Origin of the sequence: Lysobacter soli, assembly GCF_003382285.1 — a bacterium.
GTDB classification, from domain to species: Bacteria; Pseudomonadota; Gammaproteobacteria; order Xanthomonadales; family Xanthomonadaceae; genus Lysobacter_J; species Lysobacter_J soli.
The window spans coordinates 319589-340476 of sequence record NZ_QTJR01000001.1 but is presented as its reverse complement, the minus strand read 5'-3'; the positions used below and the strand labels follow the sequence as shown (position 1 = coordinate 340476).

The window sequence follows — 20888 nt, the reverse complement described above, 5'->3', positions numbered from 1 at the left end:
CCCAGCTTTCCAACGGAACCGTGAGCAATACGTCCGGCCTCGGCAGCGGTGCCGAGATCCGCAACTACACGCTGAACTTCGGTCCGCAGCATCCGGCCGCGCACGGCGTGCTGCGCCTGATCCTGGAGATGGACGGCGAAGTCGTGCATCGCGCCGACCCGCACGTCGGCCTGCTGCATCGCGCGACGGAAAAGCTCGCCGAATCCAAGCCGTTCAACCAGTCGATCGGCTACATGGATCGCCTGGATTACGTGTCGATGATGTGCAACGAGCACGCCTACGTGCGCGCGATCGAGACCCTGCTGGGCATCGAGGCGCCGGAGCGTGCGCAGTACATCCGCACGATGTTCGACGAGATCACCCGCATCCTGAACCACCTGATGTGGGTCGGTTCCAACGCGCTCGACCTGGGCGCGATGGCCGTGTTCCTGTACGCCTTCCGCGAACGCGAAGAGCTGATGGACTGCTACGAGGCGGTCTCCGGCGCGCGCATGCACGCGACGTACTACCGCCCCGGCGGCGTCTACCGCGACCTGCCGGAGCGGATGCCGAAGTACAAGGAGTCGCCGTGGCGCAAGGGCGCCAAGCTCAAGCGCTTCAACGAATGGCGCGAAGGCTCGCTGCTGGATTACCTGGAAGCGTTCACCGACGACTTCCCCAAGCGTGTCGACGAGTACGAGACGCTGCTCACCGACAACCGCATCTGGAAGCAGCGCACCGTCGGCATCGGCGTCGTGTCGCCCGACCAGGCGCTGGCCTGGGGCATGACCGGCGCAATGCTGCGCGGCTCGGGCATCGCCTGGGACCTGCGCAAGAAGCAGCCGTACGCCAAGTACGCGGAGATGGACTTCGACATCCCGGTTGGCGTCAACGGCGACTGCTATGACCGTTACCTGGTGCGCGTCGAGGAGATGCGCCAGTCGAACCGGATCATCAAACAGTGCGTGAAGTGGCTGAAGGCCAACCCGGGCCCGGTCATCGTCGACAACTTCAAGGTCGCTCCGCCCAAGCGCGAGGACATGAAGGACGACATGGAAGCCCTGATCCACCACTTCAAGCTGTTCTCCGAAGGCTACTGCGTGCCGGCCGGCGAGACCTACGCGGCGGTCGAAGCGCCCAAGGGCGAGTTCGCCTGCTACCTGGTCTCCGACGGCGCCAACAAGCCCTTCCGCGTGAAGCTTCGCGCGCCGGGCTTCGCGCACCTGTCGTCGATGGACGCCATCGTTCGCGGCCACATGCTGGCCGACGTCGTGGCGATGATCGGCACCTACGATCTCGTGTTCGGCGAGGTCGACCGCTAAGCGCGGCGGCCCGTTTAGGAATCTGGACAAATGAAGGCGACCGGAAATTTCGAAGCCTGTCAGCACGTCGACCCGATGGTCGCGTTGTCTGACAAGACGCGTGCGCACATCGACCACTGGCTGGCGAAGTTCCCGCCGGACCGCAAGCGCTCGGCCGTGCTGCAGGGCCTGCATGCCGCGCAGGAGCAGAACGACGGCTGGCTGAGCGACGAGCTCATCGCCGCCGTGGCCAAGTACCTCGACCTGCCGCCGGTGTGGGCGTACGAAGTGGCCAGCTTCTACTCGATGTTCGAGACCGAGCAGGTTGGCCGCAACAACGTCGCCTTCTGCACGAACATCAGCTGCTGGCTCAATGGCGCCGAAGACCTCGTGCGTCATGCCGAGAAGAAGCTTGGCTGCAAGCTGGGCGAATCCACTTCCGACGGCCGCGTCTACCTCAAGCGCGAGGAAGAGTGCCTGGCCGCGTGCTGCGGCGCCCCGGTGGTGGTCATCAACGGTCATTACCACGAGAAGCTCGACGCCGCGAAGGTGGACGAGCTGCTCGACGGACTGAAGTGAGGCCCGGCTGAGATGGCGCACGATCATCACGATTATTCCCAGGGCTACGGTCCGGTCGGTCCGGCTCCGCAGGAGCACAGCGTCGTCTACACGACGCTGCACTACGACACACCCTGGTCGTACGAGAACTACCTCAAGACCGGCGGTTACGCCGCGCTGCGCAAGATCCTGACCGAGAAGATGGATCCGGCTGCCATCGTCGACCTGGTAAAGGCCTCGGGCCTGCGCGGTCGCGGCGGCGCGGGCTTTCCGACGGGGCTGAAGTGGTCCTTCATGCCCAAGGGCAGCGGCACGCAGAAGTACATCCTGTGCAACTCGGACGAATCCGAGCCCGGCACGGCGAAGGATCGCGACATCCTGCGCTACAACCCGCATTCGGTCGTCGAAGGCATGGCGATCGCCTGCTATGCCACCGGTTCGACGGTGGCCTACAACTACCTGCGCGGCGAGTTCCACCACGAGCCGTTCGAGCACTTCGAGCAGGCGCTGAAGGAAGCGTACGAACACGGCTGGCTGGGCAAGAACGTGCTCGGCAGCGGCGTGGACATCGAGATCTACGGTGCGCTGGGCGCCGGCGCGTACATCTGCGGCGAAGAAACCGCGCTGATGGAATCGCTGGAAGGCAAGAAGGGCCAGCCGCGCTACAAGCCGCCGTTCCCGGCGAACTTCGGCCTCTTCGGCAAGCCGACGACGATCAACAACACCGAGACCTACGCCTCGGTGCCGGCGATCATCCGCAACGGCGCGGAGTGGTTCCTCAACCTGGGCAAGCCGAACAACGGCGGTCCGAAGATCTTCTCGGTCTCCGGTCACGTCGCGAAGCCGGGCAACTACGAGATCCGCCTGGGCACGCCGTTTTCCGAGCTGCTGCAGCTCGCCGGCGGCATGCGCAACGGCAAGAAGATCAAGGCCGTGATTCCGGGTGGTTCGTCGATGCCGGTGCTGCCGGGCGAGACGATGATGTCGCTCACGATGGACTACGACGCCATCCAGAAGGCCGGTTCGGGCCTGGGTTCGGGCGCGGTCATCGTGATGGACGAGGACACCTGCATGGTGCGCGCCTGCCAGCGCATCGCGCGTTTCTACTTCAAGGAAAGCTGCGGCCAGTGCACGCCGTGCCGCGAAGGCACCGGCTGGATGTACCGCATGCTGACCCGCATCGTCGATAAGCAGGCGACGCTGGAAGACCTGCAGATGCTGCGCGCCGCCGCCGGCCAGATCGAAGGCCACACCATCTGCGCGTTCGGCGAAGCCGCCGCGTGGCCGGTGCAGGGCTTCCTGCGTCACTACTGGGATGAATTCGAGTACGCGATCGTGAACAAGCGTTTCCTGGTCGACGACCAGCGCGCCGGCACGGTGGTGGAGAAGGTCGCCGCATGAGCGCACAGCCCGTAAATCCGAACCTGCCGCCGGACCACGTCACCGTCTTCATCGACGGCGTCGAGATGGCCGCGCCGAAGGGTTCCATGATCATCCATGCCGCCGACAAGGCCGGCATTCCGATCCCGCGTTTCTGCTACCACGACAAGCTGGCCGTCGCGGCGAACTGCCGCATGTGCCTGGTCGAGGTGGAAAAGATGCCCAAGCCGGCGCCGGCCTGCGCCACGCCGGTCATGGACGGGATGAAGGTCGCCACGCGTAGCGACAAGGCGCTCAAGTCGCAGCGCAACGTGATGGAGTTCCTGCTGATCAACCATCCGCTCGACTGCCCGATCTGCGACCAGGGTGGCGAGTGCGAGCTGCAGGACCTGTCGCTGGGTTACGGTCGTTCGGTCAGCCGTTTCGCCGAGCGCAAGCGCGTGGTGCCGGACGAGGACATCGGTCCGCTGGTCGCCACCGAGATGACCCGCTGCATCCAGTGCACGCGCTGCGTGCGCTTCACCGCGGAGATCGCCGGCACGTACGAACTCGGCGGCATGTACCGCGGCGAGAACCTGCAGATCGGCACCTACGACGGCAAACCGCTGACAACCGAACTGTCGGGCAACGTCATCGACGTGTGCCCGGTCGGCGCGCTGACCAACAAGGTGTTCCAGTTCAAGGCGCGCCCGTGGGAACTCATCGCGCGCGAATCGCTGGGCTACCACGATGCGCTGGGCAGCAACCTGTTCCTGCACGTGCGTCGCGGCGAAGTGCTGCGCACCGTGCCGCGCGACAACGAAGCGGTCAACGAATGCTGGCTGTCGGACCGCGACCGTTATTCGCACCAGGGCCTGTACGCGGAAGACCGCGCGACCGTGCCGATGGTGAAGGAGAACGGCGAATGGCGTGAAGCCTCGTGGGAAGAAGCGCTGGCCAAGGCCGCGAAGATCCTGCGCGACAACGGCGCCGATCGCCTCGGCATCCTCGCCGGCCCCGCGACGTCGAACGAGGAGGGCGCGCTGCTGGCCCGACTCGCCGAAGCGCTGGGCACGGGCAACCTCGACCACCGCATCGGCCAGCACGACCTGAGCGACGCCGCGCATGCGACGACGTTCGCCGCACCGGTGGCCGACATCAACCACGCCGACGTCATCGTCATCGTGGGCTCCAACCTGCGCCATGAACTGCCGCTCGTGAACCAGCGCGTGCGCAAGGCTTGGACCCGCGGCGCGAAGGTGTACGTGGTCAATCCGGTCGATTTCGACTTCACCTACGACGTCGCGCAGAAGGCGATCGTCGCACCGTCGCAGATCGCTGCGACGCTGGGCGACGACGGCCTGGTCGACATCGCGAAGAACGCGACGCGTGCGGTCGTGATCGTAGGTGCGCTGGCCGAGAACGGCCCGTACGCCGCGCAGATCCGCAAGGCCGCGGCCGATTTCGCCGCCGCCACTGGCGCCTCGCTCGACCGCATCCCGCAGGGCGCGAACGCCGTAGGCCTGTCCGACTACGGCGTGCTTCCGACCGCGCGCGACGCGCAGTCGATGCTGGCCGATGCGCGCTCGGCGTACGTGCTGTACGGCATCGAGCCGGGCATGGACTTCGCCGACACCGCGACCGCGCTGAAGGCGCTCAACGCGGCGCAGGTCGTGGCGTTCAGCACCTTCGCGTGCCGTTCGACGCGCGCGGTCGCCGACGTGATCCTGCCGATCGGCCTGCTGCCGGAAATCGACGCGACGCTGACCAACCTCGACGGCCGCCAGCAGGCGACCGTCGCCGGCGGCAAGCTGCCGGGCCAGGCGCGTGCCGGCTGGCGCGTGCTTCGCGCCCTCGGCGGCGAGCTGCAGGCGAAGGGCTTCGACTTCATCGACCTGGCTGGCCTGCGTGCCGGCATGCAGATGCGCGAAGTCAACGTCGCTGCTGGCAAGGCGCCGAACGTCTCGGGCGACGGCCTGGAAGTGGCTGCGAGCATGGCGATCTACCGCAGCGACGCGGTCGTGCGCCGCGCGCCAGCGCTGCAGTCGCATCCGCTCAACGTCGAGCCGAAGGCGGTGATCAATCCGAAGGACGCCGCCGCGCTCGGTTTCGCCGATGGCGTGGTCGGCAAGTTCAACACCGCCGCGGGCACCGCGACGCTGCCGGTTTCGGTCAGCGACAAGGTCGCGCCGGGCACCGTGTGGGTGGAATCCGGCCACGGCGCCACCGCACCGATGTCGGGCCGCGTGCAGGCGGGGAGGGCATAAGCAATGTTTGATCCGTTCCGCGACTGGCTGCTGTCGCTCGGCAACATCGGCGCGATCCTCTGGATCGTGCTGAAGGTCCTCGCCATCGCCATGCCGGTGATCATCACCGTGGCGTTCTACGTGGTATGGGAGCGCAAGCTCATCGGCTGGATGCACGTCCGCCACGGGCCGATGTACGTCGGCATGGGCATCCTCCAGGCGTTCGCCGACGTCTTCAAGCTGCTCTTCAAGGAAGTCATCCAGCCCACGCGGGCGGAGAATTTCCTGTTCAAGCTCGCGCCGCTGCTCGCGCTCGCGCCGGCGTTCGCCGCCTGGGCGGTGGTGCCGTTCGACTACCAGGTCGTGCTGTCGAACGCGAACGCCGGCCTGCTGTACCTGCTCGCGATGACCTCGCTGGGCGTGTACGGCATAATCCTCGCCGGCTGGGCCTCGAACTCGAAGTACGCGTTCCTCGGCGCCATGCGCGCCGCGGCGCAGGTGGTGTCGTACGAAATCGCGATGGGCTTCGCGATGGTCGGCGTGATGGTCGGCGCCGGCAGCCTCAACCTCACCGACATCGTGATGGCGCAGTCGGGCAACTCCGGGTTCCTGGAGTGGTTCTGGGTGCCGATGCTGCCGCTGTTCGTCGTCTACTTCATCTCCGGCGTGGCCGAAACCAACCGCGCGCCGTTCGACGTGGTGGAAGGCGAGTCGGAAATCGTGGCCGGCCACATGGTCGAGTATTCGGGTTCGGCGTTCGCGCTGTTCTTCCTGGCCGAATACGCGAACATGATCCTGATCAGCTTCCTGACCTCGATCTTCTTCGTCGGCGGCTGGCTGAGCCCGTTCCACGGCTGGGGCATCCCGCTGCTGTCGGTCGACGGCTGGTGGTGGCTGCTTGCCAAGGTGTTCTTCTTCGCCAGCTGCTTCATCTGGTTCCGCGCGTCGTTCCCGCGCTATCGCTACGACCAGATCATGCGACTGGGCTGGAAGGTGTTCATTCCGATCACCATCGCCTGGATCTGCGTGGTCGCGGTCATGGCGTACTTCAAAATCTTCGAGCCCGGGGTGTAAGGGGCAGGCATGAATCGCATCGTTTCCTACTTCAAGAGCCTGCTGCTCATCGAGCTTTCGCAGGGACTCGCCCTCACGGCGAAGTACCTGTTCAAGCCGAAGTACACGCTGATGTACCCGATGGAAAAGACGCCGCAGTCGCCGCGCTTCCGCGGCGTGCATGCGCTGCGTCGCTATCCCAACGGCGAAGAGCGCTGCATCGCGTGCAAGCTGTGCGAGGCCGTGTGCCCGGCGCTGGCGATCACCATCGATTCGACCAAGCGCGAGGACGGCACCCGCCGCACCACGCGCTACGACATCGACCTGTTCAAGTGCATCTTCTGCGGCTTCTGCGAGGAGTCCTGCCCGGTCGATTCGATCGTGGAGACGCACGTGCACGAGTACCACTTCGACCGGCGCGGCCAGAACATCGTGACCAAGCCGCAGCTGCTGGCCATCGGCGACCGCCTCGAGGCGGAAATCGCCGAGCGTCGCGCGGCCGATGCGCCTTTCCGCTGAGGGCCTGACGAACATGGATCTCGCCCAGATTGCCTTTCTCGTCTTCGCCGCCGTCGCCACGATGGCTGCGGTCGGCGTCATCAGCGTCAAGAACCCGGTGCACGCGGTCCTGCTGCTGGTGCTGACGTTCTTCTCCGTCGCCTGCACCTGGATCATCGCTGGTGCCGAGTTCCTCGGCGTCGCGCTCATCCTGGTCTACGTCGGCGCGGTGATGGTGCTGCTGCTGTTCGTGGTGATGATGCTCGACATCGACGTCGCGCCGCTGCGCGAAGGCTACGTGCGCTACCTGCCGCTCGGTCTGGTCGTCGCCGTGATCATGCTGGTGGAAATGCTGACGCTGATCGGCGTCAAGGCCAGTGTCGCGACCGGATTCCCGGCCGATCCGTCCGCCGCGGGCAACACGCAGTGGCTGGCGCGTGCGCTGTTCACGCAGTTCCTGCTGCCGTTCGAAGTCGCTGCGGTCATCCTGACCGTCGCGGTGATCGCAGCAGTGACGCTGACGCTGCGCCGTCGTGTCGGTGCGCGCCACCAGAGTCCATCGGCTCAGGCGCGCGTGCGCGCCGCAGACCGCGTCCGCGTCGTGAAGATGGACGCCGTCAAGCCGGTCGTCCCGGCGGAAACCCCGGCAGAGGAGGGCAAGCCGTGAGCGAATTCTTCGGCGCCGGGCTGGCGCTCGGCCATTACCTCGCGCTTGGCGCGGTGCTGTTCTGCATCAGCGTTGCGGGCATCTTCCTCAACCGCAAGAACGTGATCATGTTGCTGATGTCGCTGGAGCTGATGCTCCTGTCGGTGAACATCAATTTCGTCGCGTTCTCGCGCCAGCTGAGCGATCCGGCAGGCCAGGTGTTCGTGTTCTTCATCCTGACCGTGGCCGCGGCGGAAGCCGCCATCGGCCTGGCGATCCTGGTGACGCTGTTCCGCAACCGCCGCACGATCAACGTGGCCGAAATCGATTCGATGAAGGGGTGAGGCAGGCCGCTTGCGCGACGCTGTCGCGCGGCCTGCCGAACGCCCGGCCATGGATGGTCGGGCAGGGCGACCCGAAGCCTGCAGCGTTCCGCGAGGGACGGCAGTGCAGACGAACAAAGAAGAAATGGTGCAGTACGACGACGCAATGGAAATGAGCCGTGATATCTAAAAACCTTCTACTGCTGATCGTCCTCGCGCCACTTTTCGGCGCGATCGTCGCCGGCCTGTTCCGCCGCCAAGTGGGCCGCGCCGGAGCGCACTGGGTGACCATCCTCGGCGTGGCGGTCAGCTGCGCGCTGTCGATGTACACGCTGTGGCAGCTGCTGCAGGGCGCCTCGCCGTTCAACGAGAACGTCTATACCTGGTTCCAGGTCGGCGGCATCGAAGCGCACGTCGGCTTCATGGTCGACAAGCTCACCGCGATGATGATGGTGGTCGTCACCTTCGTCTCGCTGCTGGTGCACATCTACACCATCGGCTACATGGCCGAGGACGACGGCTACCAGCGTTTCTTCAGCTACATCTCGCTGTTCACCTTCTCGATGTTGATGCTCGTGATGAGCAACAACTTCCTGCAGCTGTTCTTCGGCTGGGAAGCAGTGGGCCTGGTGTCGTACCTGCTGATCGGCTTCTGGTTCAAGCGCCCGACCGCGGTGTTCGCCAACCTCAAGGCGTTCCTGGTCAACCGCGTGGGCGACTTCGGTTTCCTGCTCGGCATCGCCGGCGTGCTGTACACCTTCAACACGCTGGACTACGGCACGGTGTTCGCGCGTGCCGGCGAGCCTGCACTGGCCGCCGCACAGATGCAGAACGCGTGGCCCGCGCTGGCCGAGGCCGGCAGCTGGCTGGCGCCGGTCGGCGGCTGGTCGCTGATGACCTTCATCTGCATCTGCCTGTTCATCGGTGCGATGGGCAAGTCGGCGCAGGTGCCGCTGCACGTGTGGCTGCCGGACTCGATGGAAGGCCCGACGCCGATCTCCGCGCTGATCCACGCCGCGACGATGGTCACCGCCGGCATCTTCATGGTCGCGCGCATGTCGCCGCTGTTCGAGCTGTCGCAAACCGCGCTGTACTTCGTGCTCTTCATCGGCGCCACCACCGCGTTCTGGACGGGCCTGATCGGCATCGTGCAGAACGACATCAAGCGCGTGGTCGCGTACTCGACGCTGTCGCAGCTTGGCTACATGACCGTCGCGCTGGGCGTGTCGGCGTACAGCGCCGGCGTGTACCACCTGATGACGCACGCCTTCTTCAAGGCGCTGCTGTTCCTGGGCGCCGGCTCGGTCATCATCGGCATGCACCACGAGCAGGACATGCGTCGCATGGGCGGCCTGAAGAAGTACATGCCCATCACGTACTGGACGATGCTCATCGGCACGCTGGCGCTGATCGGCACGCCGTTCTTCAGCGGCTTCTACTCGAAGGACACCATCATCGAGGCCGCCGCCGAGCACGCGCATGAAGCGCACAACTGGATTGCGACGTACGCGTACTGGGCGGTGCTGCTGGGTGCGTTCGTCACCTCGTTCTACAGCTTCCGCCTGCTGTACCTGACCTTCCACGGCAAGGAACGCTTCCACGATCCGGTGCCCGACCACTATGTCGCGCCGGAAGCGGATTCGACCGAGCACGAGTCGCAGCTCGCCGAGCAGCACGGCCACGACGCGCACCACGCGCCGGTCGCGCACGCCACGCACGAGGCGCACGCGAAGCACGGTGACAGCCATGGCCATGACGACCACCACGCGCACACGCCGCACGAGTCGCCGTGGGTGGTCACCCTGCCGTTGATCCTGCTGGCGATACCGTCGGTGCTGATCGGCTTCTTCACCGTCGGCCCGATGCTGTTCGGCACGGACGTCTTCGGCCATCACAAGCAGCTGCCGTTCTTCCTCGGCGCCATCGACGTGGGCGCCGCGCGCGATACCGTCGCCAAGGTGGGCGAGGAGGTCTGGCACGGTCCGGTCGCCTATGCGCTGCACGGCTTCAAGGCGCCTGCGTTCTGGCTGACCCTGGCCGGCTTCGTGCTCGCGACCATCATGTACTGGTGGAAGCCGGAACTGCCTGCCAAGGCGCGCCGCATCTTCGCCTGGCCGGTGCGCGTGCTCGAGGAGAAGTACGGCTTCGACAAGCTCTGGATCGGCGGCTTCGCCGGCGGCGGCCTGGGTCTGGGCAAGGCGTCGCGCGCCATCGACTCGCACGTCATCGACGGTGCGGTGGTCAACGGCAGCGCCCGCGTCGTCGACCTCGTCGCCAACCTGACCCGCCGCATCCAGTCGGGTTATCTCTACCACTATGCGTTCGCGATGATCATCGGCCTGATTGTTCTGCTGGCCGCACTGATCCGCTACTGGCACTAACTAGGACAAGGACCCGACGTGAACCCCGAGCCCTTGCAGAGCACTTCCTTCCTGCTCAGCCTCCTGATCTGGCTGCCGATCATCGGCGGCCTGGCCACGATGGCCTTCGGCAACGAGCGCGCCGGTGCGGCGCGCTGGTTCGCCACCGGCATCGCGTTCCTCGCGCTGCTGGCGAGCATTCCGCTGCTCACCGGTTTCGACATGACGACGCCGGCGATGCAGTTCGTCGAGAACCGTAATTGGATCCCGGCCTACGACATCCGCTACCACCTTGGCGTCGACGGCATTTCCGTCGCGCTGATCGCCCTGACCACGCTGACCACGCTGCTGGCGATGATTGGCGCGTGGACTTCGATCGACAAGCGCGTGGCGCAGTACTACGCCGCGTTCCTGATCCTCGAAGGCCTGATGGTCGGCGTGTTCGCCGCGCTCGACGCGATGCTGTTCTACGTGTTCTTCGAAGGCATGCTCATCCCGATGTTCATCATCATCGGCGTGTGGGGCGGCCCGCGTCGCGTGTATGCGTCGATCAAGTTCTTCCTGTACACGTTCCTCGGCTCGCTGTTCATGCTGCTGGGCCTGATCTACCTGTACCTGAAGGGCGGCAGCTGGCAGCTGGCCGACATGTACGCGCTGCCGCTGACGGCGACCGAGCAGATGTGGCTGTTCTTCGGATTCCTCATCGCCTTCGCGGTGAAGGTGCCGATGTTCCCGGTGCACACCTGGTTGCCGGATGCGCACGTGGAAGCGCCGACCGCTGGTTCGGTGATCCTGGCCGCGATCATGCTGAAGATCGGTGGCTACGGCTTCATCCGCTTCGTGCTGCCGATCGTCCCGGACGCCGGCGCCGAGTGGGCGTGGCTGGTGATCGCGCTGAGCCTGATCGCCGTTGTCTACGTCGGCCTGGTCGCCCTGGCGCAGGACGACATGAAGAAGCTGATCGCGTACTCGTCCGTCTCGCACATGGGCTTCGTCACGCTCGGCACGTTCATCGCCTTCGCGCTGGTGCGCGAGGCCGGCAACACCGACGGTGCGCGCCTGGGCCTGCAGGGCGCGATGGTGCAGATGATCAGCCACGGCTTCGTCTCGGGCGCGATGTTCTCCTGCGTCGGCGTGCTGTACGACCGCATGCACACCCGCATGATCAAGGATTACGGCGGCGTCGCGAACGTGATGCCGTGGTTCGCCGCGTTCGTCGTGCTGTTCGCGATGGCCAACTCGGGCCTGCCGGGCACTTCGGGGTTCGTCGGCGAGTTCATGGTGATCCTGGCCAGCTTCCAGCAGCATCCGCTGATCGGCTTCGTCGCGGCCACCACGCTGATCATCGGCGCGGCCTACACGCTGTGGCTGGTCAAGCGCACGATGTGGGGCGAAGTGGGCAACGCGCATGTCGCCGAGCTCGAGGACATCAATGCACGCGAAGCCTTCGTGCTGGGTGTGTTCGCCGCCGGCGTGCTGATCCTGGGCCTGTGGCCCAAGCCCCTGACCGACCTGATGGAACCCGCCATCGCGAACCTGGCGACCCAGATCGCCGCGTCGAAGCTCTGAGGTTGTAGCGAATGAACATGCCTGTCCGCTCCGCCGCCGACCTGCTGCCGCTCCTGCCGGAGCTGGTGGTGATCCTCGGCGCGTTCGCTCTGCTGATGCTCGACCTGTTCGTCGACGAGCGCCGCCGCGTCGTCAGCCACCTGTTCGCCATCGCGGTCCTGGCCGTGGCCACCTTCATGGTCGCCACTGGCGTGGGCGGCCACGGCACGGTGCTCAACGGCATGTTCGTGCGCGATACCGCGGCCGACGTGATGAAGGTGACCATCGGCGTCGTCGGCATCCTGTCGATGATCTACACCTGGCCGTACCTGCGCGCCCGCGACCTGTACAAGGGCGAGGTGTCGGTGCTGATGCTGTTCGCCATCGCCGGCATGATGCTGCTGGTGTCGTCCGGCAGCCTGGTGATGGTGTACCTGGGCCTCGAAATGCTGGCCCTGTGCTCCTACGCGCTGGTCGCGGTGGATCGCGACAGCCCGCTCGCATCGGAGGCGGCGATCAAGTACTTCGTGCTCGGCGCGCTGGCGTCCGGCCTGCTGTTGTACGGCCTGTCGCTGGTGTACGGCGCCACCGGTTCGCTGCAGCTGGACCAGATCGCGACCGCCACGCAGCAGCGCATCGCCGAAGGCAACACGCTGATGCTGATCACCGCGGTGGTGTTCATCGTCGCCGGCATCGCGTTCAAGTTCGGCGCCGCGCCGTTCCACATGTGGCTGCCGGACGTGTACCACGGTGCGCCGACGCCGATCACGCTGTTCATCGGCTCCGCGCCGAAGCTGGCCGCGTTCGGCATGACGTACCGCCTGCTCGAGATCGGCGCGCCGGCGTTCGAGGAACAGTGGCGCCTGATGCTCGCGATCCTCGCGGTGCTGTCGCTGGCCATCGGCAACCTCAGCGCGATGGTGCAGACCAACTTCAAGCGACTGCTCGCCTATTCGACGATCTCGCACGTGGGCTTCCTCTTCATCGGCCTGGCCGGCGGCGGGCGCGAAGGCTTCGCGGCGGCGCTGTTCTATGCGATCAGCTACGCGATCATGTCGGCCGCGGCCTTCGGCGCGATCGTCGTGCTGTCGCGTCGCGGCTTCGAAGCGGACCGCATCGAGGACTACAAGGGCCTCAACGCGCGCAACCCGTGGATGGCCGGCCTGGTGCTGTGCGTGATGGCCTCGCTGGCGGGCGTGCCGCCGTTCCTGGGCTTCTGGTCGAAGCTGGCCGTGCTGCGCGCCGCGCTGCAGGGCGACATGCTGTGGCTGACGCTGGTCGGCGTCGTGTTCGCCGTGGTCGGCGCGTTCTACTACCTGCGCGTGATCAAGGCGATGTACTTCGACGAGCCGGAAGGGCAGGGCATCGAAGCCACCGACAATCGCCCCCTGCGCATCACCTTCGGCGTGAACGCACTGGCGCTGCTCGCGCTGGGCCTCGCGTGGAATCCGATCATGGCGTGGTGCCAGCGGGCGTTCGCGGGATAGTTTTTTCGCGCAAATCCGATTTGATTCATGAATCGGGGTTGCGCATGTTTTAGTCGGCCGTTATGATGGTCGGCCTGATGCGGGGTGGAGCAGTCTGGCAGCTCGTCGGGCTCATAACCCGAAGGTCGCAGGTTCAAATCCTGCCCCCGCTACCAGCTTCGGCAGGCGTAGTCTTCAGGACTCACGCCGGCGGAAGGTCCGGAATCCGGACCTTCCTAAGCCAAAGGCTCGGGCTTGGTGGTCGCGCACTGCTCACGCGACCACACCGAAATCCAGCTGTACGGACAAGGGGCCCGCAAGGGCCCTTTGTCGTTTTCGCGCTTGTGGGCTCGCGATCCGGAAGTAACTGCTTTGGAATGCGTGCTTCGGAAGAACGTGTGCGCAGAGGCGTTTTGCTGGGTATTGCATTGCATCGAGGCACCGCGGCGTCAACACGGTGCCGGTTTCATGGGAGTCAGTTCGCGTGGCCGATAAAGCTGTCGAAATCGCCAACCTGCTCGCCCCGACCGTCGCGTCGCTGGGCGTCGAGCTGCTGGGTGCGGAGTACCTGCCGTCTCCCGGCAGCGCCGTGCTGCGCCTGTACATCGACGTGCCGGCCGATGAGGCCGTGGGTGAGGACGGGCAGCCGCGTTCGGTGACCATCGAGGATTGCGAAGCGGTCAGCCGCGAGGTTTCCGCGCAGCTCGACGTCGAGGATCCGATCAGCGGCATGTACACGCTGGAAGTGTCCTCCCCGGGCATCGACCGTCCGCTGTTCACGCTGGCGCACTACGCGCGCTTCGCGGGCGAGACCGCCAAGGTCGGCCTGAAGCTGCCGCAGGACGGCCGCCGCCGCCTTCAGGGCCGCATCGTGCGGGTGCAGGGCAACGACGTGGTGTTCGACGTGGACGGCAACGAGTTCGTCACCGCATTCGGAAATATCGACAAGGCGCGCCTGGTCCCGGACTGGGCGGCGCTGGGAATGGCCCCGGTCAAGCCGGGCAAGGACAAGCCGGCGAAGGGCGCGCCCAAGGGCGGCGCTTCGAAGGCGAAGAAGTAATCACCAAATCACCATCAAAGCCGGCGGCGCGAGTCGCCGACCGTGCGGAGTCAGAGAGATGAGCAAGGAACTGTTGCTGGTCGTGGATGCAGTCGCCAACGAGAAGGGCGTGCCCCGCGAGGTCATCTTCGAGGCCATCGAGGCCGCGTTGGCCTCGGCCGCGAAGAAGCGCTACCACGACGAGGACGTGCTGGTACGCGTCACCATCGACCAGAAGGACGGCAGCTACGAGACCTTCCGCCGCATGGAAGTCGTGGCCGACGACGTCGTCATGGAATCGCCGGACCGCCAGGTACGCCTGATGGACGCCATCGACGAAGTCGAGGGCGTGGAAGTCGGCGACTACATCGAAGAGCAGATCGAAAACCCGGAATTCGGCCGCATCGCCGCCCAGGCCGCCAAGCAGGTCATCGTCCAGCGCGTGCGCGAAGCCGAGCGCCAGCAGGTCGTGGACGCGTGGAAGGATCGCGTGGGCGAGCTGGTCACCGGCGTGGTCAAGCGCGTGGAGCGCGGCAACATCTACGTCGACCTCGGCGGCAACGCCGAGGCGATCATCCCGAAGGACAAGGGCATCCCGCGCGACGTGCTGCGTACCGGCGACCGCGTGCGCGGCTACCTGTTTGACGTGCGCAGCGAGCCCCGCGGCCCGCAGCTGTTCATCAGCCGCGCGGCGCCGGAATTCATGATGGAGCTGTTCAAGCTCGAGGTGCCGGAAGTCGGCCAGGGCCTGGTGTCGATCAAGGCCTGCGCCCGCGATCCGGGCGACCGCGCCAAGATCGCCGTGGTCGCGCACGACAACCGCACCGACCCCATCGGTGCCTGCATCGGCATGCGCGGTTCGCGCGTGCAGGCCGTGAGCAACGAGCTCAACGGCGAGCGCGTGGACATCGTGCTGTGGTCGGACAACCCCGCCCAGTTCGTCATCAACGCGATGGCGCCGGCCGAAGTGCAGTCGATCATCGTCGACGAAGAGAAGCACTCGATGGACCTGGCCGTGGCGGAAGACCGCCTGGCGCAGGCGATCGGCAAGGGCGGCCAGAACGTGCGCCTGGCCAGCCGCCTGTCGGGTTGGCAGCTGAACGTGATGACGCAGGACCAGGTCACGGCGAAGTCGGAGGCCGAACAGGCCTCGGCCCGCCAGCTGTTCCAGGACAAGCTGGAAGTCGACGAGGAAATCGCCGGCATCCTGGTGTCCGAAGGCTTCAGCACGGTCGAGGAAATCGCCTACGTGCCGGTCGGCGAGCTGCTGGCGGTCGAGGGCTTCGACGAGGACATCGTCGAGGAACTGCGCTCGCGCGCCCGCGACGCCCTGCTCAACGAGGCCCTGGCGGCCGAGGAAGAGCTGGACGAGCACCAGCCGGCGGCCGACCTGCTCGAGCTGGACGGCATGGACGAGGCCACCGCCTACGCGCTGGCCGCCCGTGGCGTGGTCACCCGCGACGACCTGGCCGACATGGCCACCGACGAGCTGACCGATGTCGAAGGCATCGACGAGGCCCGTGCCGCCGCGCTGATCATGGAAGCGCGGAAGCACTGGTTCGAATGAATACCGCGTCGGCTCGCCTGGCACCCCCGGGCTAGAATGACGCCAACACGCGCGGGACCCGTCCCGCGCCACGAGGACACCGAATCCGAATGTCGCAGCAAACCACCATCCGCAAGCTGGCCGAACTGGTGAACACGCCGGTCGAGAAGTTGCTGGAGCAGCTGGCCGAGGCCGGCATGACCTTCAGCGGCCCCGACCAGGTCGTCACCAGCATCGAGAAAGTCAAGCTGCTCGGCTTCCTCAAGCGTGCCCATGGCAAGGCCGAGGACAAGGCCGAGCCGGGCGACGCGGCGAAGAAGATCACGCTCAACCGCAGCCGGAAGCAGGAAATCACCGTCGGCGGTGGCAAGAACAAGACGACCGTCGACGTCGTGGTGCGCAAGAAGGTCACGCTGGTGAAGCCGACCGACTCGCAGCCGATGTCCGAGAGCGACGAGCGCGCCGACATCCTGCGCAAGCTGGAGGAATCCAAGCAGCGCAACCTCGCCGAGCAGCAACGCCTGGCCGCCGACGACAAGCGTCGCGCCGACGAGCTCGATGCCGCGCGTCGCGAGGCTGAAGAAGCCGCACGCCAGAAGGCCGAGGAAGAAGAGCGCGCCCGCCTGGCCGATGCCAGCGCCGCCGCCGGCGATGCCGACGAGCCGGTGCGCAAGCCCGCTGCCAGCGGTCATGGCCACGGCCACGGCCATCCCAAGCCGGCCGCGCCGGCCCGTGCGCCCGAAGCCGCCCGCGGCGCCCCGGCGCACAAGACGCGCGGTTCGCACGCGATGGTCGCGACCGTCGAGGACGACGACCGCACCAATCGTTTCGCCGGCCAGATGCACCTGAGCGCGACCGATCGCGCGCGCCGTTCGAGCAACACGCGCGGCAAGTCCAAGCCGACGCGTCGTCACGCCGAGCAGGCCCGTTCGGGCAGCGGCTTCATGCGCCCGACTGCGCCCATCGTCCGTGAAGTGGCGATCGGCGAGACCATCACCGTCGCCGACCTGGCGCAGAAGATGGCGCTCAAGGGCGGCGACGTGGTGAAGGCGCTGTTCAAGATGGGCGTCATGGCGACCATCAACCAGTCGATCGACCACGACACCGCCGCGCTGGTGACCGAGGAACTCGGCCACGTCGTGGTCAAGGCCGACGCCGCGACCGCCGAGGACGCGCTGCTGGCCCACGTCGAGGAAACGCAGGGCGAGAAGGCCCCGCGTCCCCCGGTGGTCACCATCATGGGCCACGTCGACCACGGCAAGACCTCGCTGCTGGACTACATCCGCCGCACGAAGGTGGCCTCCGGCGAAGCCGGCGGCATCACCCAGCACATCGGCGCGTACCACGTGGAAACCGACAAGGGCGTCATCAGCTTCCTCGACACCCCGGGCCACGCCGCGTTCACCTCGATGCGCGCCCGCGGCGCCAAGCTGACCGACATCGTGGTGCTGGTCGTGGCCGCCGACGACGGCGTGATGCCGCAGACGCGCGAAGCCATCCAGCACGCGAAGGCGGCCGGCGTGCCGTTGATCGTGGCGATCAACAAGATCGACAAGTCCGACGCCGACCCGAGCCGCGTCAAGAACGACCTGCTCGCCGAAGACGTGGTCGCCGAGGACTTCGGCGGCGACACGCAGATGGTGGAGCTGTCGGCCAAGACCGGCCTCGGCGTGGACGATCTGCTCGACGCCATCAGTCTCCAGGCCGAAGTGCTCGACCTCCAGGCCATGCCGACCGGCCGCGCCAACGGTACGGTGATCGAATCCGCGCTCGACAAGGGTCGCGGTCCGGTCGCCACCGTACTGGTGCAGCAGGGCGAGCTCAGGAAGGGCGACTACCTCGTGTGCGGCGTGCAGTACGGCCGCGTGCGCGCCCTGTTCGACGAGAACGGCAAGCAGGTCGAGAAGGCCGGCCCGTCGATCCCGGTGCAGGTGCTGGGCCTGTCGGGCGTGCCCGACGCCGGCGACGACTTCGTGGTCGTCGACGACGAGCGCCTGGCCAAGGATGTGGCGCAGCAGCGCGACGCCAAGCGCCGTGAGTCGCGCCTGGTCGCCGCCGCGGGCAACCGCATGGAAGACATCATGGCCCAGATGGGTAAGGGCGAGGGCCAGCTGAGCCTCAACCTTGTCGTCAAGGCCGACGTGCAGGGTTCCGTCGAGGCGCTGCGCCAGGCACTGGTCGCGCTGTCCAACGACCAGATCCGCATCAACGTCATCAGCTCGGGCGTGGGCGGCATCACCGAGTCGGACGCCAACGCCGCGCTCACCGCGAAGGCCACGATCATCGGCTTCAACGTGCGTGCCGACGCTTCGGCCCGCAAGGTGATCGAAGCCAACGGCCTGGACCTGCGCTACTTCTCGATCATCTATGACGTGATCGACCAGGTGAAGCAGGTGGCCTCGGGCATCCTGGGCGTGGAGATCCGCGAAGAAATCATCGGCACCGCCGAGGTTCGCGATGTCTTCCGCAGCTCGAAGTTCGGCGCCGTGGCCGGCTGCATGGTCGTGGAGGGCGTGGTCAAGCGGAACAAGCCGATCCGCGTGCTGCGCGACAACGCGGTCATCTTCGAAGGCGAACTGGAGTCGCTGCGTCGCTTCAAGGAAAACGTCGACGAAGTCCGCAACGGCACCGAATGCGGTATCGGCGTGAAGGCGTACAACGACGTCAAGCCGGGCGACCAGATCGAGTGCTTCGAGCGCATCGAAGTCCAGCGCACGCTGTAAGACAGGAACGGGCGGGTTCATCCCCGCCCGTTTCTCGTTCCACCCAATCAGCAATTGGATTTATGCCTAAAACGTTCCACCGCACCGATCGCGTTTCCGCCCAGCTCCGTCGCGAACTGGGCACGCTGGTGCACGAAGCCGTGCGCGAGCACGGCCTGCCGTCCGTCAGCGTCTCCGACGTGGAAGTCACGCGTGACCTCGCGCATGCCAAGGTGTTCGTCACCGCGTTGCAGCAGGAGCGTTCGCGGGAGGCCGTGAAGGCGCTGAAGGAACTGGCTCCGCAGATCCGCTACCAGCTCGGCCGCGCGGTGAAGATGCGCCACGTGCCGGAGCTGCATTTCCACTACGACGATTCGGTCGATCGTGGCGAGCGCATCGGCAACCTGTTGCGCGACAACCCGGCCGTGTCCGAAGACGCCGGTGACGACACGGGCGACGCGGACAAGTAAGTAAGTCCGCCACGTGCGCCTGCTGACGCAGGTTTTGCCGTTCGTCAGCCCGACTTCCATCCGATTCATCGACTTGTTGCCCTGACCCCGGGGATCCACGCAGGATTCGCCACGGGAGCCTGGGCCTCGTCCCGCCTTTCGGCGGACGAACTCGATCCCGCTGCGACCTGCGGACCTTCTGCGGACGATCCATGACGAAAGCCAAGACGCGCTTCCGCCCGCTCGACGGCATCCTGCTGCTCGACAAGCCGCAGGGGCTGAGCTCCAACCAGGCCCTGCAGCAGGCGCGCCACCTGTTCCGCGCCGAGAAGGGCGGCCACACGGGCAGCCTGGATCCGCTGGCGACCGGACTATTGCCGCTGTGTTTCGGCGAGGCGACGAAGATCGCCGGGCTTCTGCTCGGTTCGGCCAAGGCCTACGAAACCACGGCGGTGCTGGGTCTCACGACCGACAGCGATGACGCCGACGGCGCGCCGCTGCTCGAACGCCCCGTGCCGGCGTTGGACGATGCCGCCATCGAAGCCGCACTGGCCCCGCTGCGCGGCCCGATCCGCCAGCGCGCCCCGATCTATTCGGCGCTGAAGCAGGGCGGCGAGCCGCTCTATGCCAAGGCCCGTCGTGGCGAAGCCATCGAGGCGCCGGAGCGCGACGTCGTCGTGCATCGCTTCGAGCTGATCGAGCGCGACGGGGCGCGCCTGCGCCTTCACGTCGAATGCGGCTCGGGCACCTACGTGCGCAGCCTGGTCCGAGACCTTGGCGAGGCGCTCGGATGCGGCGCCCATGTCGCCACGCTCCGCCGGCTCTGGGTCGATCCGTTCCGTGCCCCCCGCATGGTCACGCTCGACGCCCTGCGTGCGATGCGCGAATCCGACGGCGAAGCGGCGATCGAGGACTTGCTGCTGCCGATCGAGGCTGGGCTGTCGCAGTTCCCGCGGGTCGATGTCGACGCCACCGCGGCGCGCCGGCTCGGGCAGGGGCAGGGCGCGGATTGCGCGCCGGCGGCCGACGGACTGGTCGCCATCTTTGGTCCGGAAGGCCGCTGCCTGGGCCTCGGCCAGCGGACGGGCTCGCGCCTGGCCCCGCAGCGGCTGTTCCGCTGGGCAGCCCAGAGCGGGGCTGAACAGGCGGCCTCGTCCGCCATATGAACGGGCTTCGGCATTCGCGCATCCGATCTTCCCGCATCACGGCGGTCGCATTCGCGTAGGGCTGCTGTTACAATTTCGCCGCTTTTCAAGCACCTAAGCAGTACCCCTTCGCAACATTCCACCAGCAAACGGCGGGCCAGGCGGTGCGTCGGCGCGGTTCATTCCGGTCGATTCGCTTTCTGCAGGCCACGCATCTACGAGGCAACAACCCGATGTCCATCGACACCAGCAAGATCATCGAAGACAACAAGCGCGGCGCCAACGACACCGGCTCGCCGGAAGTCCAGGTCGCCCTGCTCACCGCTCGCATCGAGCAGCTGACCGGCCACTTCAAGGTCCACAAGCAGGACCACCACAGCCGTCGCGGCCTGCTGCAGATGGTCAACCGTCGCCGCAGCCTGCTCGACTACCTCAAGCGCAAGGACAACGAGCGCTACAAGGCCCTGATCGAGAAACTCGGTCTGCGCCGCTAAACGCACTACCGACCGCGGCGCAGCGATGCGCCGCGGTTCGTTTTTGAGGTGCACTCGCCTCATCGCAGTACCGGTGGACCCGCGCAACGCGCACACGGCCTCCACCGCGCACCACCCGGACGCGCCCGGCGCATCCACGCGACACCACATCCGAACACGCACCGCCCAGGGCGGTC

At 66.5% G+C, this 20888-nt stretch carries 17 protein-coding genes and 1 tRNA gene; all 18 read left to right on the top strand.

Annotated elements, in window-relative coordinates; all coding sequences use genetic code 11:
• Positions 1-20 precede the first annotated feature (20 nt).
• The 18 genes from DX912_RS01445 (at position 21) to rpsO (ending at position 20712) form a co-directional block, all read left to right on the top strand.
• Entirely contained in the window at positions 21-1301 is a 1281-nt protein-coding gene (locus DX912_RS01445) for an NADH-quinone oxidoreductase subunit D (RefSeq protein WP_115840670.1), read from the top strand.
• Between the two features lie 30 nt (positions 1302-1331).
• Entirely contained in the window at positions 1332-1859 is a 528-nt protein-coding gene (gene nuoE, locus DX912_RS01440) for an NADH-quinone oxidoreductase subunit NuoE (protein ID WP_115840669.1), read from the top strand.
• 12 nt (positions 1860-1871) lie between these two features.
• Positions 1872-3239, top strand: a complete 1368-nt coding sequence (gene nuoF, locus DX912_RS01435) for an NADH-quinone oxidoreductase subunit NuoF (RefSeq protein ID WP_115840668.1) — start codon at positions 1872-1874, stop codon at positions 3237-3239.
• Entirely contained in the window at positions 3236-5464 is a 2229-nt protein-coding gene (nuoG, locus tag DX912_RS01430) for an NADH-quinone oxidoreductase subunit NuoG (protein ID WP_115840667.1), read from the top strand. The genes nuoF and nuoG overlap by 4 nt, the downstream gene beginning before the upstream one ends.
• Positions 5465-5467: 3 nt before the next feature.
• Complete coding sequence (nuoH, locus tag DX912_RS01425) at positions 5468-6517, top strand: NADH-quinone oxidoreductase subunit NuoH (protein WP_115840666.1); 1050 nt, start codon at positions 5468-5470, stop codon at positions 6515-6517.
• A 9-nt stretch (positions 6518-6526) separates the two neighbouring features.
• A complete protein-coding gene (gene nuoI / locus DX912_RS01420; protein WP_115840665.1) occupies positions 6527-7015 on the top strand; it encodes an NADH-quinone oxidoreductase subunit NuoI in 489 nt (162 codons plus the stop codon).
• Positions 7016-7028: 13 nt separating this feature from the next.
• Entirely contained in the window at positions 7029-7661 is a 633-nt protein-coding gene (locus tag DX912_RS01415; protein ID WP_115841017.1) for an NADH-quinone oxidoreductase subunit J, read from the top strand.
• A 20-nt stretch (positions 7662-7681) separates the two neighbouring features.
• A complete protein-coding gene (gene nuoK, locus DX912_RS01410; protein WP_115841016.1) occupies positions 7682-7984 on the top strand; it encodes an NADH-quinone oxidoreductase subunit NuoK in 303 nt (100 codons plus the stop codon).
• Between the two features lie 158 nt (positions 7985-8142).
• The gene (gene nuoL / locus DX912_RS01405; RefSeq protein ID WP_115840664.1) at positions 8143-10344 is read left to right on the top strand and encodes an NADH-quinone oxidoreductase subunit L; all 2202 of its coding nucleotides are present in this window, start codon (positions 8143-8145) and stop codon (positions 10342-10344) included.
• 51 nt (positions 10345-10395) lie between these two features.
• Complete coding sequence (locus tag DX912_RS01400; protein WP_181902683.1) at positions 10396-11892, top strand: NADH-quinone oxidoreductase subunit M; 1497 nt, start codon at positions 10396-10398, stop codon at positions 11890-11892.
• Between the two features lie 17 nt (positions 11893-11909).
• Complete coding sequence (gene nuoN / locus DX912_RS01395; RefSeq protein WP_233433436.1) at positions 11910-13358, top strand: NADH-quinone oxidoreductase subunit NuoN; 1449 nt, start codon at positions 11910-11912, stop codon at positions 13356-13358.
• A gap of 78 nt (positions 13359-13436) precedes the next feature.
• Positions 13437-13513: transfer RNA gene (locus DX912_RS01390), tRNA-Met, on the top strand.
• Positions 13514-13821: 308 nt separating this feature from the next.
• Positions 13822-14397 (top strand): ribosome maturation factor RimP, encoded by a 576-nt coding sequence (gene rimP, locus DX912_RS01385; protein ID WP_115840662.1) that lies wholly within the window; start codon positions 13822-13824, stop codon positions 14395-14397.
• Between the two features lie 58 nt (positions 14398-14455).
• Positions 14456-15943: a transcription termination factor NusA gene (nusA, locus tag DX912_RS01380; RefSeq protein ID WP_115840661.1), complete on the top strand. Its 1488-nt coding sequence runs from the start codon at positions 14456-14458 to the stop codon at positions 15941-15943.
• Positions 15944-16032: 89 nt separating this feature from the next.
• Entirely contained in the window at positions 16033-18645 is a 2613-nt protein-coding gene (gene infB / locus DX912_RS01375) for a translation initiation factor IF-2 (RefSeq protein WP_115840660.1), read from the top strand.
• 62 nt (positions 18646-18707) lie between these two features.
• Positions 18708-19094, top strand: a complete 387-nt coding sequence (rbfA, locus tag DX912_RS01370; protein ID WP_115840659.1) for a 30S ribosome-binding factor RbfA — start codon at positions 18708-18710, stop codon at positions 19092-19094.
• Positions 19095-19285: 191 nt separating this feature from the next.
• Positions 19286-20239: a tRNA pseudouridine(55) synthase TruB gene (gene truB / locus DX912_RS01365; protein ID WP_115840658.1), complete on the top strand. Its 954-nt coding sequence runs from the start codon at positions 19286-19288 to the stop codon at positions 20237-20239.
• 212 nt (positions 20240-20451) lie between these two features.
• Positions 20452-20712: a 30S ribosomal protein S15 gene (rpsO, locus tag DX912_RS01360; RefSeq protein WP_115840657.1), complete on the top strand. Its 261-nt coding sequence runs from the start codon at positions 20452-20454 to the stop codon at positions 20710-20712.
• The last annotated feature ends 176 nt before the right edge of the window (positions 20713-20888 follow it).

Bases quoted from the DNA above. Each gene is read 5' to 3' on its own strand.
- nuoE (WP_115840669.1), top strand. From the start codon at position 1,332: ATGAAGGCGACCGGAAATTTCGAAGCCTGTCAGCACGTCGACCCGATG.
- nuoF (WP_115840668.1), top strand. From the start codon at position 1,872: ATGGCGCACGATCATCACGATTATTCCCAGGGCTACGGTCCGGTCGGT.
- nuoG (WP_115840667.1), top strand. From the start codon at position 3,236: ATGAGCGCACAGCCCGTAAATCCGAACCTGCCGCCGGACCACGTCACC.
- nuoH (WP_115840666.1), top strand. From the start codon at position 5,468: ATGTTTGATCCGTTCCGCGACTGGCTGCTGTCGCTCGGCAACATCGGC.
- nuoI (WP_115840665.1), top strand. From the start codon at position 6,527: ATGAATCGCATCGTTTCCTACTTCAAGAGCCTGCTGCTCATCGAGCTT.
- DX912_RS01415 (WP_115841017.1), top strand. From the start codon at position 7,029: ATGGATCTCGCCCAGATTGCCTTTCTCGTCTTCGCCGCCGTCGCCACG.
- nuoN (WP_233433436.1), top strand. From the start codon at position 11,910: ATGCCTGTCCGCTCCGCCGCCGACCTGCTGCCGCTCCTGCCGGAGCTG.
- nusA (WP_115840661.1), top strand. From the start codon at position 14,456: ATGAGCAAGGAACTGTTGCTGGTCGTGGATGCAGTCGCCAACGAGAAG.
- infB (WP_115840660.1), top strand. From the start codon at position 16,033: ATGTCGCAGCAAACCACCATCCGCAAGCTGGCCGAACTGGTGAACACG.
- rbfA (WP_115840659.1), top strand. From the start codon at position 18,708: ATGCCTAAAACGTTCCACCGCACCGATCGCGTTTCCGCCCAGCTCCGT.
- truB (WP_115840658.1), top strand. From the start codon at position 19,286: ATGACGAAAGCCAAGACGCGCTTCCGCCCGCTCGACGGCATCCTGCTG.
- rpsO (WP_115840657.1), top strand. From the start codon at position 20,452: ATGTCCATCGACACCAGCAAGATCATCGAAGACAACAAGCGCGGCGCC.